12 protein-coding genes and 1 tRNA gene are annotated in these 14,375 nt (G+C 66.3%); 4 read left to right on the plus strand and 9 right to left on the minus strand.

Annotated elements, in window-relative coordinates; genetic code table 11:
• The first annotated feature begins 198 nt into the window (after positions 1-198).
• Positions 199-2,457, plus strand: coding sequence for a beta-glucosidase (locus tag C8J45_RS07470; protein WP_107962663.1), 2,259 nt, complete (start codon positions 199-201; stop codon positions 2,455-2,457).
• Between the two features lie 343 nt (positions 2,458-2,800).
• Positions 2,801-4,030 carry an MFS transporter gene (locus tag C8J45_RS07475; protein WP_107962664.1) on the plus strand — a complete coding sequence of 410 codons (1,230 nt, stop codon included), beginning with the start codon at positions 2,801-2,803 and terminating at the stop codon, positions 4,028-4,030.
• On the opposite strand, the gene C8J45_RS07480 is transcribed toward C8J45_RS07475, so the two are convergent.
• The 4 genes from C8J45_RS07480 to C8J45_RS07495 all read right to left on the minus strand — a co-directional run bounded on the left by C8J45_RS07480 (position 4,027) and on the right by C8J45_RS07495 (position 6,527).
• Complete coding sequence (locus C8J45_RS07480; RefSeq protein ID WP_107962665.1) at positions 4,027-4,842, minus strand: family 16 glycosylhydrolase; 816 nt, start codon at positions 4,840-4,842, stop codon at positions 4,027-4,029. The genes C8J45_RS07475 and C8J45_RS07480 overlap by 4 nt on opposite strands.
• Positions 4,843-4,858: 16 nt before the next feature.
• On the minus strand, positions 4,859-5,095 hold the full coding sequence (locus C8J45_RS07485; RefSeq protein WP_107962666.1) for a hypothetical protein: 237 nt from the start codon (positions 5,093-5,095) through the stop codon (positions 4,859-4,861).
• 104 nt (positions 5,096-5,199) lie between these two features.
• Positions 5,200-5,871, minus strand: coding sequence for a DUF6445 family protein (locus C8J45_RS07490; protein ID WP_107962667.1), 672 nt, complete (start codon positions 5,869-5,871; stop codon positions 5,200-5,202).
• 251 nt (positions 5,872-6,122) lie between these two features.
• Entirely contained in the window at positions 6,123-6,527 is a 405-nt protein-coding gene (locus C8J45_RS07495) for a helix-turn-helix domain-containing protein (protein ID WP_219907361.1), read from the minus strand.
• Positions 6,528-6,593: 66 nt separating this feature from the next.
• Here C8J45_RS07495 and C8J45_RS07500 point away from each other — a divergent pair, with 66 nt between their 5' ends.
• Positions 6,594-7,325, plus strand: coding sequence for an SDR family NAD(P)-dependent oxidoreductase (locus tag C8J45_RS07500; protein WP_107962977.1), 732 nt, complete (start codon positions 6,594-6,596; stop codon positions 7,323-7,325).
• A 583-nt stretch (positions 7,326-7,908) separates the two neighbouring features.
• On the opposite strand, the gene C8J45_RS07505 is transcribed toward C8J45_RS07500, so the two are convergent.
• Positions 7,909-8,334, minus strand: a complete 426-nt coding sequence (locus tag C8J45_RS07505; protein WP_258191358.1) for a MarR family winged helix-turn-helix transcriptional regulator — start codon at positions 8,332-8,334, stop codon at positions 7,909-7,911.
• 114 nt (positions 8,335-8,448) lie between these two features.
• On the opposite strand from C8J45_RS07505, the gene C8J45_RS07510 reads away from it, so the two are divergent.
• Complete coding sequence (locus C8J45_RS07510) at positions 8,449-9,942, plus strand: FAD-dependent oxidoreductase (protein WP_107962978.1); 1,494 nt, start codon at positions 8,449-8,451, stop codon at positions 9,940-9,942.
• 138 nt (positions 9,943-10,080) lie between these two features.
• Here the strand turns inward: C8J45_RS07510 and C8J45_RS07515 are convergent.
• From C8J45_RS07515 to C8J45_RS07530, 4 genes are all read right to left on the minus strand, one after another.
• Positions 10,081-10,155, minus strand: a tRNA-Glu gene (locus tag C8J45_RS07515).
• A gap of 61 nt (positions 10,156-10,216) precedes the next feature.
• On the minus strand, positions 10,217-11,968 hold the full coding sequence (gene recJ / locus C8J45_RS07520; protein ID WP_107962669.1) for a single-stranded-DNA-specific exonuclease RecJ: 1,752 nt from the start codon (positions 11,966-11,968) through the stop codon (positions 10,217-10,219).
• Positions 11,969-12,379: 411 nt separating this feature from the next.
• Positions 12,380-13,063: a 2OG-Fe(II) oxygenase gene (locus C8J45_RS07525; RefSeq protein WP_107962670.1), complete on the minus strand. Its 684-nt coding sequence runs from the start codon at positions 13,061-13,063 to the stop codon at positions 12,380-12,382.
• A gap of 116 nt (positions 13,064-13,179) precedes the next feature.
• Entirely contained in the window at positions 13,180-14,091 is a 912-nt protein-coding gene (locus C8J45_RS07530) for an RcnB family protein (RefSeq protein ID WP_107962671.1), read from the minus strand.
• Positions 14,092-14,375: the final 284 nt, after the last annotated feature.

Consider the following 14,375-nt stretch of genomic DNA (forward strand, 5'->3'; position numbering starts at 1 on the left):
ATCCTCCCCTGTAGACGACGCTATGACCTGCGCCTGTCCCGTGAACGTTCACTTTCCCCTTGCATGGAACGGTGTCAAGCACGGTAGCGCTACCGTTGTGAACGTTCTCAAAATATGCTGTTGATAGTGGCTATGGCGCAACACGCCGCCGGACGACCGCCTTCGAGAACGGTCGCCGCATGAGGAAAGGACGCAAGGATGTCGAACAGGTTTTACGGGATGCTGTTGGGGGCATCGCTGCTCGCACTCGCAGGGGCGGTCGATGCTCGGGATGCGAGCAAGCCCGGCACCACGATCTCGGCTAGTGCCGATGCGCGCGCGCGTGCCCAGGCTATCGTCGCGCGGATGACGCTCGACGAGAAGATCGCGCTGGCGCACGGGCTGTTCCCGCCGATGGCCGCCGGCAAGACCACCAATGAACTGATCCCGTCGGCCGGGCATATCGACGGTATTCCGCGGCTTAGCATCCCGCTGGTGCGGGAGAGCGATGCGTCGCTCGGCGTTGCGAACCAAGTCGAACAGCGCAAGGGCGACGTCGCCACCGCGCTGCCGTCCAGCCTCGCGACCGCGGCGAGTTTCGACGTCGCGATCGCGCGTGCGGGTGGCACGATGATCGGCGCGGAGGCGCGCGCCAAGCGGTTCAACGTGCTGCTGGCGGGGGGCGTGAATTTGACGCGTGACCCGTGGAACGGTCGCAATTTCGAGTATCTGGGCGAGGACCCGTTGCTGGCGGGGGAGATGGCTGGCGCGCATATCGCCGGGGTGCAGTCGAACCACATCGTGTCGACCGTCAAGCATCTCGCGCTCAACGCGCAGGAGACCGGGCGGATGGTGGTCGACGCGCGGATCGACGAGGCGAGCTTGCGGATGAGCGACCTGCTCGCCTTCCAGATCGCGATCGAAAAGGGGCGGCCGGGATCGGTGATGTGCGCCTATAACAAGATCAACGGCGACTGGGCGTGCGAGAACCGGGACCTGATGACCGACGTGCTGAAGCGCGACTGGGGCTATCGCGGCTGGGTGATGAGCGATTGGGGCGCGGTGCATTCGACCGCCAGAGCGGCGAATGCGGGGCTCGACCAGCAATCGGGGCAGGAGCTCGACAAGGCGATGTATTTCGCCGCGCCGCTGAAGGCTGCGGTCCAGTCTGGCGCGGTACCAGTCGCGCGGCTCGACGACATGATCGCGCGCTATCTGACCGGGCTGATCGAGACCGGCGCGTACGACAACCCGGTCCCGGCCACCGCGCAGGTGCCGCCCTATGCCGCGCATGCCGAGGTCGCGCAGCGCGCCGCGGAGGCGGGCATCGTGCTGCTCAAGAACGACGGCGACCTGTTGCCGGTGGCGCGAACCGCCAAGCGCATCGTGCTGATCGGTGGGCGAGCGGACGTCGGCGTGCTGTCGGGCGGCGGATCGAGCCAGGTCCGCTCGGTCGGTGGCGCACCGATCGAGATTCCGCTGACGTCCGGCGCAGCGATGTCGTTCGCGCGCTATACCTATCACGCGTCGTCGCCGCTGAAGGCGTTGCAAGCCGTGCTGCCCGGTGCGACCGTGACGTTCGCCGACGGTAAGGACGTCGCGGCAGCGGCCGCCGCGGCGCGGGCGGCGGACATTGCGATCGTGTTCGCGACGCAGTGGACGACCGAGGCGCAGGACGTTCCCGACTTGTCGCTTCCCGATAACCAGGATGCGCTGATCGTCGCGGTCGCCAAGGTCCAGCCGAGAACGGTCGCGGTGCTCGAAACCGGCGGGCCGGTGCTGATGCCGTGGATCGGATCGGTCCCGGCGGTGCTCCAGGCTTGGTATCCGGGCCAGCGTGGCGGCGAGGCGATCGCCGATATCCTGACGGGCAAGGTTTCTCCATCGGGTCGGCTGCCGATCACCTTCCCCGCCGCGGCATCGCAGGCGCCACGCGCGGCACCGGTCGGGCTGGACCGGCTGACGTCGGTCGAGGCGCAGGCCGCTGCAAACCCCGCGAACGCATCGACCTTCCAGCTCGAGAGCTTTCCGGTCGACTATGTCGAAGGCGCGAACGTCGGCTATCGCTGGTACGAGAAACAGCGCCAGCGTCCGCTCTTCGCGTTCGGGCACGGGCTGAGCTACACCAGTTTCGCCTATCGCAACCCGGTAGTGACGGGCGGGCGATCGCTGAACGTCACGTTCGAGGTCACCAACACGGGCAAGCGGGCAGGCGCGGACGTGCCGCAGATGTACGTGGCGCGCGACGGTTCGGCCACGCCGATGCGGCTCGCGGGCTTTACGCGTGTGACGCTGAAGCCAGGCGAGACGCGACGGATCACGCTGACCGCCGAACCGCGCATCGTCGCCGATTACGACACGACGCTGCCCGGCTGGCGGATTGCGGGGGGTGCGTACCGGGTGGCGCTCGCGCATGATGCGCAGGATCGGGCGTTGGTTGTTACGACTAGGCTCGATGCGGCGACGATGAAGCCGTAACTGCAACGGCCACGATCCTCCCTCGCAAGGGGAAGGTGGCGCTGAAAGCGACGGAGGGGGAGGACACGGAACAGCGGTTCTCCCTCACCGCCCCCTCCGTCAGGCTGTGCCTGCCACCTCCCCCTGGCGGGTGAGGATTTAGAAGTCGGACGGGGCATAACGTCACGCCACCTGATAAGCGGAGTCATGTTTCCCCGCGAAGGCGGGGACCCGGCCTGGGCTCCCTCCTTCGCGGGAGAACAAGACGCGGGTGCGACCGAGACTGATCGAATGCCCGGCCGATCCGCCGATCGAACGGCCAGAGCGGTTGCCTGTCCCGCCTCCCGCAGCTTAGGAATAGGGCATGGCGCGTCTTCCCGCTTCCCGCGTTTCCGCGCCTGGCTCCGATCGTCGTTCGACCCTGTTCCTGCTTGTCTTCGCGCTCGCCTATGTCGGTGGGGTCGTCGGCTATCTCCCGCTGTTGACGCTGTTGCTGCCGATCAAGGTCGACGCGGTCGTTACCGCGATCGGGGGGGCGGGGCGGCTGGACGTTCTGACCGTGATCGTCGTCGCCGGAGCGCTGGCGGCGAGCGTGTCGAACATCGCGTTCGGGTGGCTGAGCGATCGATCGGTCGCGCGGGGCAGGGGGCGCCGGGGCTGGCTGGCCGGGGGCTTCGTGGCGACCGCGATCGCCTACGCCGCGATGGCCGTCGCGAGTACGCCGATCGCGCTGATCCTGGCAGTCGTCGCGTTCCAGGTGGCGGTGAACGCGGTGCTCGCGCCGCTGCTCGCGATCATGGCCGACGAAGTGCCCGATGCACAGAAAGGCGTGGCCGGCGGCCTGCTGGCGGTGGCGAGTCCGGTGGCGTCGGCCTTGGCGGCGCTGTTGGTGGCGACCGCGTTGCTGAGCGAAACGTTGCGGCTTGCGATCGTCCCGGTCGTGGTCGCGTGCTGCATCGTTCCGCTGTTGCTGACACCGGCGCAACCGATCGCGCGGATCGGTACGACATCGCCGATCGAGGCGGTGCGCCGGGATCTGGCGCTCGCGTGGAGCGCACGGCTGTTCGTGCAGGTCGCCGGCAGTGCGCTGTTCGTCTATCTCTTCTACTATCTCGAAAGCATCGCCCCGTCGGTGGCACCGGGCAGAATTGCGGCGCGGATGGGGATGGTGATGATCGTCGCATACACGGTGCCGCTGCCGATCGCGGTGCTGATCGGACGGCTGGCGGATCGTTCCGGGCGGACCAAGCCGTTCCTGTTCGCCGCCACCCTCGTTGCCGCGTCCGGACTATGTGGCATGGCGTTCGCCAACGACTTTACGAGAGGCGCGGTCGCGTTCTGCGTCTATACCGCGGGCGCGTCGGTGTTCCTCGCGCTGCACGCGTCGTTCGCCATGCAGTTGCTGCCGAACCCTCTGCACCGCGGACGTGACTTGGGACTGCTCAACCTGACCAACACGCTGCCGGGGCTGCTCGGGCCGACGCTGACCTGGGCGCTCGCGACGCCGACCGATTTCGATGCGGTGATGCTGGTGCTCGCGGCGCTGACGCTGTGCGGCGGCGGGATCATCCTCGCCGCGCGCGGTCGACGCTAGCGGCGCCAGTAACGGACGTAATCGACCGCCATGCGCTGCGGAAAGGCGGCGTCGTCGATCCCCTTCTGGCCACCCCAGTCGCCGCCGACCGCGAGGTTGAGGATCAGTTCGTACGGACGCGTGAACGGCCATGCCGCCTTGCCGCCGGGCTGGTCGTTGGCGACGCGCATGACCGCGCGGCCATCGACGCCGATCGTGATCGCATTCGCACGCCAGTCGAGTTGATAGCGGTGGTACGCGGTACACGCGGTGGCGACGTGCGTCTGGGCGCCGCGCTGCGTGCCCTTGACGTGGTTGAAGGCGCCGCTGTGCAGCGTCGCGTGGATCGTGCCGGCGTCCCAGCCGACCATTTCCATGATGTCGATCTCGCCCTCGTCCGGCCATGTGCCGCCGGACGGAAGCAACCAGATCGCCGGCCAGCTGCCGCGTTCGCAGGGCAGCTTCGCGCGGACTTCGTAGAAGCCGTAGCCGCGTGGTTGGCGCGAGACGAGCTTGGCGGAGGTATAGGCCTGGCCGCCCCAGTCGGCGAACTTCGACTTGTCCAGCGCCTCGCGCCGCGCCTCGATCACCAGTGCGCCGTCCTCGATTCGTGCGTTCTCGGCGCGGTCCTTGGCATAATATTGGCGTTCGTGATTGTACCAGCCCTCGGCGTTGCGCGACGTGTCGAAACGCCATTTGCTCTGGTCGATCGCCTTGCCGTCGAATTCGTCGGCAAAGCTCGGCTTGCCCTTGGGGGCGGGCATCGGCGCGGTGGCGCTATAGTTGGTCGCACCCAGCGTGGCGGCTTGCGCGGCGAGTATCAGCAGGATCATGCGGTGGTCCTCGTGTTCATGGATATCGGACCAGCGTCTGGCGGACGGCGCCGAAATGTGCGCGCTCCTGGTCGCGGAAGATGGCATCCATGCGCGCCTGCACGATGGCGGCGGGCATACTCGGATCGACGATGATGACGTTGGGACCGAAATCCGGCATCGCTTCGGGTTCGGCTGCTGCGGCCGTCGGGAACGCTCCGACGAGCCCGGTTCCGCCGAGGCCTTCGAGAAACGCCTGGCGCGTGTGGTTCAAGGCTGGCCTCCCCGATATCCGCTCCGGAACCGTCGCCGCGTGGCGCCGACGCAGTCCGGTAGCGCGACCAGGTTAGGCCAACCGAACCCCTGGCTCAACCGCCCTCATTCGATCGCGAGGAACGCAGTGACCGTCAGCCGCCCTGCCGCTGGATCGGCGGAGAGTGGCGCACCGCGTGCGATCGCGCCGCTGTGCAGCACGTAGCTTCGATACAGCAAAGCGCGATTATAGGCTGCATCGACCAGCGCCGTGCGTTCGAACAGCGCCGTATCGCCGGCGATATACCCGTCGGGCGGGGTCGCTTCCAATTCGTGGCCGAGATCCTCGAAAAATGCGGGCGCGCGCGTCTCGTCGATCGTCTCGAACCCGCTCTTTCTGTGTCGGAAAAATGCCGTGCCGTCACGGATCGTCGGCGAGAGGTAGTGGATCAGCGCAATCCGGTCGCGTCCGTACGCGTCTACATGCGGCAGGCGTTGCCGAATATCGAGCGCTTCGGGCGTGATCGTGACCATCGAGAACTGCGCATCGACGACGCGGATGCGGCGGCACGGTCCGAACTCCCGCCCCAGCGCGCGTGCGACCACGGGAAGCTGATCGCGCAGATACGTATCGGGAAGGGCCGCGCGGATGCCGGGATAATGCTGCCCCGCGGAAACGAACGCGGCCTCCGCCGCCGCTGCGCGCAACCCGTCGGGATCGCCGGCAAAGCCGTCGATGATGACGAGTGGCTCCGCCTCGGCCCCGATGCGTCGTCTGGTGATATTGTGCGTCGTCATGACCGCTCGTCGTCCATTGCCGGTTGCTGCCACAGCGCCAAAGTAAACGCATCCGATGATCGTAGTGAACTTGGTGGACTGCAACGCGGCACGCGGGTCGGGTTCACGTGAAGCTTGGCACGTGGGGAGACTCAGCCGACAAATCGTTGCGCAAGGAAATCGAAGTCCTGGACTCGCTCAGCGCGATATATAGATGCCGCACTGCCGGTTGGCGTTGAGTATCATCGAGCGCTCGACCCAGCATCGGGCGATCACTCCTCCCTTGCACGATCGTACGCCCGCGAAGCCTCCTCGATGGCGCCGCCATGGGTCAGCGCCCAGGCGTAGAGTGCTTCGAATGGTTGTCGTAGCGAGTGGCCGAGCGGCGTGATCGCATACTCGACGCCGATAGGGCTCGTCGGCAAGACGGTGCGCGTGACCAGGCCGTTGCGTTCCAGCCGCTTGAGCGTGTCGGCGAGCGCCTTGTGCGTGATGCAATCCAGGCGGCGCTTGATCTCGTTGAATCGCGCTGGCTTCGGACAGATCACGGTCAGGATCATGACCGTCCACTTGTCCGCGATCTTGTCGAGCACCGGACGCACCTGTGCTGACTCGGATACCGTCCGCTGCGCGGTCGCGCCAAGGTCGGTATCGGCGATGATATCTAGGCTATTCATGGTGCGTTATTGATAGCAGATATAATCAGTATATCTAGCCTGCCATCACGGATGAAGGATTCCACGATGGTATCGATGACGAACAAGGTGGCGCTGGTCGTAGGCGGGGCGAAGGGGATCGGGCTGGCAATCGGTCAACGGCTGGCCGCAGACGGCGCGACCGTAGTTTTCACCGGGCGCGACGCTGACGAGGTCGCGGCGTCGGCGCGTGCGATCGGCAGTGGTGCGGTCGGACTTGTCGCGGACGCGGGCATTCCTGCCGATATGGCCCGCGCGGTGGCGACGGTTCGCGACACGCATGGCCGCATCGACGCAATGGTGCTGAACGCCGGAATTTCGGAAGCTGCGTCGCTGGCCGACGAAACGCTCGACCATTTCGATCGGCATTTCGCGGTCAACGTCCGCGGCCCGGTGTTCGCCCTGCAAACAGCCGTGCGCGCGATGGGCGAGGGAGGCGCGGTGGTGCTGATCGGGTCGATCGCCGATGCGATCGGCGTGCCGACCCGCGGTGCCTATTCGGCGACCAAGGCTGCGCTGCGATCCTATGCCCGGACATGGACGGCGGAACTCGCATTGCGCGGTATCCGCGTGAACGTGGTCAGTCCAGGACCGACCGATACGGCAATGATGGCGGCCGTGTCGGATGCCGAGCGCGCGGCGCTGACCGCGCCAATCCCGCTCGGCCGCATGGGGCGGCCGGACGAGGTGGCCGCGGCGGTCGTCTTCTTGCTGAGCGATGATGCGAGTTACATCGCCGGTGCCGAACTGTGCGTCGATGGCGGGATGACTCAGGTCTGAGCCTGGGCATGCCTGCCGGGACGGTTCCGCTTAGCCACGGTCGCAAATTGAATGTCCGTCGGAAATCGGGAAGCCTGATTCTGCTCCGGGATGGCGAGTTTGGGTCGGTGGACGCGGCGAGGTCGTTCGATGTGGCGCCGCCATTGCCGCTCATAGGACCGGACTACCGCAAGCCCATGAGCTTTAGGGCGCGGACCACTGTACTGTGAGAGACTGGCCCGCCGCGGGCGGCCGACAGACGTCGTGCCGCGCACAATGTCACCAAGCTGCTTACGTGGGGCATTGCGTCGATGTCACCGGTGCGTCGACGATGGTCGCGGATCGCCTCTTCGATACAGCGGATCACCGGTTCGGCCCGCGTGTAAGCCAAGGCTCGTCGCGCACCATGGCGAAGCGCAATATTGTCGATTCCGGCCATCATCGCCCGCGGGTGCTACCACGGAATCGTGTTGGCATTCATCATCCGCAAAAGCTTTTTAAGGCTGGCGATCGAAAACCTCCCACTGCTGCGGCGCTCCTATTAAAGGCGCGGCGTGCGCGCTCTATGCGGGTGCTCTACACTCAGGGGAAGCCGGCCCAGGCTTTATTTGGGTGGGGACGACGCGGGCTTCAAAATCAGACCTTGCGCCAATTTTTCCAGCAGTATCGTCAAACCGTCGAACTCTTCTAGGCTCCAATTCTCGAACAGGGCCAGAGCCATTGTCTCACGCGCTCGGTCGACCGCGTCCGTCGCGCATTTCCCCTGCGGTGTGATTCGAGCTTCTCTGACACGGCGGTCGGTCGCGCCAGGGTGTCTCGTGACGAGGCCCAATTCCTCCAATCGGGCGATCTGGCGACTGACTGTGGTGTAGTCACGCCCGACCCTGCTCGCGAGATCGACGACGCCGATTGGTCCCAGGCGCTCGACCATCACGATCAGCGGGAACAATGCGCGCTCGAGGCTGAGCCCTGCCGCGTCGAGCATAGCCGCATCCTGCTCCGGCCGATTGATGACGCTGACGATCTCCATCAACGCACGATGCAACGACGGCAGATTTTCCCGAATATGTGCATTATGCACTTTGTTTGTTGACACGACCCGATTCTCCAAAGATGTATGCAAAATACACATAGGAGTCCGATGATGCAATCTGATCTGAACGTTGATGTCCTGATCGTGGGGGCGGGTGCTGCTGGCCTGACGCTCGCGGTTGATCTCGCGCGCCGCGGCGTGACGTTCCGTTTGATCGACGGGCTCGACGGACCGTTCCAAGGCTCGCGGGGCAAGGGGATTCAACCGCGTACGCTGGAGGTTTTCGAAGACCTGGGTGTCGTCGACCGGATCGCCGCGGCTGGTAGCCTCTATCCGCCGCAGCGCGTCTACGGGCTCGACGGAGGCTTCGAGGATACCCAAGAGTTCAGCATCGCAGCGAGCACCGATAGCGAGCCCTATCGGATGCCCCTGCTTGTTCCGCAATTCCGTACGGAGGCCGTGCTACGAGATCGGATCATCGAGCTAGGCGGCCGGGTCGAGTATGGCGTCGAACTGGTCAGCTTTGGCGACGACGGAGACGCGGCCGTGGCCAGCATCGCTGGCACGGATGGTATCCAGACGATCCGGTGTCGGTATCTTATCGGCGCGGATGGTGGTCGCTCGTTTGTCCGCCGGGCATTGTCCGTCGAGTTTCCCGGAAAGACGCTCGGTGTCCGTGCCATCGTCGCCGATATCGAGATCGACGGCCTCGACCGCGACGTGTGGCACCGTTTCAACGCAGGCGACATGGCGCGGCAGATATCGTTCTGCCCCTTGCCGCACGGTGACGTATTCCAATTGCAGGCACCGATCGCGCTCGGTGGTGAGGCCGACCTATCCGTGGCGGGCTTGCAGGCGTTTATCGACGAGCGCCTATCCATGCCAGCCATCCGCGTCCGCGCGGTTCACTGGGCATCGGCCTATGTGATGAACGCGCGGCTCGCCGAACACTACCGGGTCGGTAACGTCTTCCTGATCGGCGATGCCGCGCATATCCATCCGCCGACGGGAGGACAGGGCCTCAACACGAGCGTGCAGGATGCGTATAATCTCGGGTGGAAGCTGGCAGCGGTGCTGGCCGGCGCCCCGCCGGTGCTGCTCGATACGTACGAGGAGGAGCGTCGACCTGTCGCCGCCGGGATGCTGGGGCTAGCGGCAGGGCTGCTCGACAAGGCCAGACACGGCGACATGCGCCGCGGCCGGGAGGTGCACCAGCTCGATCTCGGGTATCGCGGCTCGTCCCTCGCACCCGGAATGTCCGAGCGCACGAACGGTATCCAGCCAGGCGACCGTATGCCCGACTCCGTGCTGCGGGGCGCCGCCGGACAGCCTCGCCGCCTGTACGATCTGCTAGCTGGTCCGCACTGGACGTTGCTGGTCGCGGGCGATGCCGGCGATGCGGACGTGCCGCCGCGTGCCGGGGTAAACGTCGTGACGATCGACGGCGATGGACAGCTTCGCCATGACAACGGCCAACTGGGCTTGGCAAAAGGCGAACGGCGTCTCGTTCGTCCGGACGGCTATGTCGGGGCATGCTTCGGACCGGGCGAGACGCACGCGATGACCGACTATCTATCGCACGTCCTGCCGCCTTATCGATCGTGAGAGGGTGGGTGGCATGCCGAAGCCTACCTGTTTCCCGTGCTGAAAATAGCCGGACCCAGCCTTCCCAGCAGAGTTGGCGCCATTTCGCCGTGAGACAATCGAGTCTCATTCACCACTGCGTGCTTAAAAAACCGACGTTGGTGACCCCTACGGGAATCGAACCCGTGCTTCAGCCGTGAAAGGGCCGCGTCCTAACCGCTAGACGAAGGGGCCTGCGTGGTGGAGGCCGACTAAGGGTAAGGGGGCGAGGCGTCAAGCGTTTCGGTACAAGAATTTAGTCTGCCCATGCGGCGTCCTCGACATGGAGTTCGGCGGACGGGCGCGAGGACCAGTCGTCGATCCTCGCGCGGCCGGCGAGCCAGAGCTTGCGGTGGGGGGCGGCGCCTAGCAGCGCCTGGCCCAGTGCGCTCTCGGCCGAGCGGAAGGCCATTGCCTTGATGCTGCGGCCGTCGTCGCCGGCGACGATCGTGCGGACGTGGCCGTTGCCGACGACGTCCGCCTTGATCACGCGGACCGGGCCCATCGCGACGCGGGGGGCTGGCCAGCCCATGCCGTAGGGGCCGCCGGCTTCCATCGATTCGACGAGGCCGGGGTTGACGCCGCCCGCTGCCAGCACCGCGTCCAGCAGGAGTGCACGGTCGCCGTTCGAGCGTTCGACCGCTGCGGCGAGGCGCTCTTCGAGGAAGTCGGTGAAGGCGGGTATCGCTGCCTCGCTGATCGTCAGGCCGGCGGCCATCGCGTGGCCTCCGCCCGCCACGAGCAGGCCGTGTTCGCGGGCTGCCATCACAGCTGCACCGAGGTCGACGCCGGGGATCGAGCGGCCCGAGCCCTTGCCGATGCCGTTCTCGTCGATCGCGATGACGATCGCGGGGCGGCCTAGCTTTTCCTTGAGGCGACCGGCGACGATGCCGATCACGCCGGGGTGCCAGCCATGGCCGGCGACTACGGCGACCGCGCGGTCTCGGCTGGAGAGGAGGTCGGCGGCTTCCTGCACGGCGGTTTCGATCGCGCGACGTTCTTCGTTGAGGCGGTCGAGTTCGGTGGCGATCTGGCGGGCTTCGTCCGGGTCCTGCGTGGTGAGCAGGCGGACGCCGAGGTCTGCGCGACCGACCCGGCCGCCAGCGTTGATGCGCGGGCCGAGTGCGAAGCCCAGGTCCGTGCAGGTCGGGTTGCGCGTCAGGCGCGACGCCTCGATCAGCGCGGCGACGCCGATGTTCTTGCGCGCACCCATGACCTTGAGGCCCTGCGACACGAACGCGCGGTTGAGGCCGCGAAGCTGCGCGACGTCGGCGACGGTGCCGAGTGCGACGATGTCGAGCAGGTCGATCAGCTTGGGTTCGGCGCGATCCTTGAAGAAGCCGCGGGTGCGGAGCGTGCGGACGAGTGCGGCAGCGGCGAGGAAGCACATGCCGACCGCGGCGAGGTGGCCGTGCGCGGCACCTTCGTCCTCGTCGAGACGGTTGGGGTTGACCAGCGCGAGCGCGTGCGGGAGCGCGGTCGAGCATTTGTGGTGGTCGATGACGATCACGTCGACTGCCGCGTCGCGGGCGGCGTCGAGCGCGTCGAACGCCTGCGCGCCGCAATCGACCGTGACGACCAGCGTGGCGCCTTCGCCAGCGAGGCGGACGAGCGCCTCGCCCGATGGGCCGTAGCCTTCGAGCAGGCGGTCGGGGATGTAGGGGCGGGCTTCGATGCCGAGATCGCGCAGGACGAGAACCATCAGCGCGGCGGAGGTGGCGCCGTCGACGTCGTAATCACCGAAGATCGCGACCTGTTCACCGGCTTGCACGGCGTCGGCGAGGCGCTCGGCGGCGCGGTCCATGTCGCGGAAGATCGACGGATCGGGCATGAATGCGCGGATCGAGGGGGTGCGGTGCGCGTCGAGCGCGTCGCGGGGGCAGCCTCGGGCGAGGAGGAGCTGGGTGACGAGGTCGTCGCCGGTAAAGCCGTCTCTCCCGTCCGCGGCGAGTGCGCGCCAGCGCCAAGGTTGGCCGAGGATGGAGGAGGTTACGCCGAGAACTGTCATGCCTCGGACGTAGTGGCTGTGAGGGGTTTGTCGAGCGGGGAGGGACGCGTGGTTAGGGCGATCTCGCAACCGCGTGCACCACGTGCGTCTTGTTCTCCCGCGAAGGCGGGAGCCCAGTCTGGGTCCCCGCCTTCGCGGGGAAACAGTTTTGCGCGGACTGGCGGAATGTAAATTCTCCCCCGTTCGTGCTGAGTAGCGACCGAGTAGCTCCGTAGAAGCGTATCGAGGGCGCGTATCCAAGCATGCGTTCCGCGCGCCAACCTGTCCTTCGATACGCCGTCTCGATACGCCGCCTTCGGCGCCTACTCGACGGCTACTCAGGATGAACGGGGGGGGCGAGATAAGGAATCCGCGCCGGGCGGATCCGCAACAGGGGAGGGGCGAGCGATGTTGGAGTGGGTTTGCGCCCCTTCACTTGATCCACGGTCGCTCGCGAAACCACTTCGTCACGATATACTTCACGCCCTCGACCACCGGCATGCCCTCGTGCAGCGTCAGCCCGTTCGGCGTCCCATCCGGGTTCATGTTGTTCCAAGCCAGCAGCATGCCGCGCTTCGGCGCGATCTTGACACCGGCCTGCGGGAACCAGGTCGCGCCGCCTTCGGGGACGTCGTTGAGGAACACCATCGCGGTCCAGGTGCGCTGGCCGCCCTGCTCCTGCATCTTCGCCCAATAGCTCTCGGACTCGTGGAAATAATCATGGTGCGCGCGGAATTGCTGGCCGGGGGCATAGCGCTGGCCCTGCATCGTCTCGCCGTGGAGCAGGTCGATCCCGAGCAAGGTCGCGATCGCCTCGTCGGTCGGCTGCACGTCCGGCGACCAGCGATCCATGTCGCAGCTCTCGCTGGTTCGGAAATTGCTGTTCGGGCGATCGGAGAGCAGCGTCGACGGCCGTCGCTTCGAATCGATCACCGCGATCAGCCGCTTGCACGTCGCGGGATCGAGGAACTTGTCCTGGTAATAGAACTGCACCGTGTCCATCGCGATGCGCTGCACCGCCGGATTGGCGTCGAGGCGCGCAGCGACCTGCGATCCGAAGGCCTGGCGGAGTGCAGCGGCCGGATCGACCTTCTTGGCTTTTGAAAAGATACCCACGCCGCAGGATTTGGCGAACTCGCCCCGAAAGGCAAGAGGGGTAAACGCAAGAGCCCCGCGGTGATCTGGACCACCGCGGGGCTCTCCCCTGTTACCTCGTGCCGGTAAGCCGGAGCCTACCAGAAGATGTCGTACACCGTGTCGACCACGCGACCGCTGTCGAGATCGACCAGCAACGCGTCGTTGTAATAGCGCACCCAGCGATACGGGCCGTACGCCTCGGGCAGGCGGTAGGTGTAGGGGTCCTGGATCCAGTAATTCTGGTTGTAGAGGATGCTGTTCAGCGAGAAGCCGACGCCGAAGCGACGATAGCCCGACCCCCAGCCGCTCGGCGCATAATAGCGCGGGAGGCGGTAGGCGCCGCTGTTCGACGCGCGGTAGTTGCTCCAGGCGTAACGGTTGTCGTTGCGCCAGCCACGGTTCCACGCGCCGCCCTGGTTGTAATGGCCCTGGTTGTAGCCGCCGCGGCCATAGCCCTGGACGTTCCCATAGGCGCGGTTGGGTTGGCGGTTCTGGTAACCGTCGCGACCACCGTTGCGCCAGTCGCCCCGGTTGTCGCCCCGTCCGTCGTTGCGCCAGTCGCCGCGTCCGTTGCGGTCGAACTGGCCGCGATCCGCCTGCTGGTTGCCGCGGTCGAAACCGGGGCGATCTTGCCCTCGGTTCCAGTCGGGACGGTTCTGCCCGGCTTGCGCGTCGGGACGAGCCTGGCCGTTCCAGTCGCGACGTCCTTGACCGTCGGGACGGTCGCTGCGGACTTGCGGCTGCGTGCCGAGATCGGCGCGCTGTGGGCGCTGGCCTTGGTCGGGCGCGGCGGGGCGATCGGGACGCTGCTGCTGGAACGCCTGCCCGTCCGCGCGCGGGCCACGATCACCGCGATCCGGACGCTGGCCACGATCCTGACGCGGGCCATCGTTGCCGCGATCACCGCTGTCACGATCGGCCTGCTGCGCGGTGGCGGTCGTTGCCATCATGGTCGCCGGCACCAACGCGGAGGCCGCCATCAAGAGTTTGAGAAACTTGCCCGTCATCGCCGTCGTCCTCGACTGCCGGCGCACGAGCCGGCTCCTATGATGTGTCGGGTCTAAGCTTTACGCTATGTGGAGAGGCTGAATGGGTTCGTCAGCGATTAGACAGGTTTAGGTCGGATACGTCGCTACGTCTTTGAAGCATCCACCCCGGCGGAGGCCGGGGTCCAATTGGGGGCGGCGAGTAACGAGGCGCGCGACCAATCACCTTGGACGTTCCAATTGGGCCCCGGCCTTCGCCGGGGTGGTGCAGGAGGGGTGCGGCGGTTATGCTGGCGACGGTTGGT

This window comes from Sphingomonas sp. PP-CE-3G-477 (assembly GCF_003050745.1).
In the GTDB taxonomy this organism is placed as follows: domain Bacteria; phylum Pseudomonadota; class Alphaproteobacteria; order Sphingomonadales; family Sphingomonadaceae; genus Sphingomonas.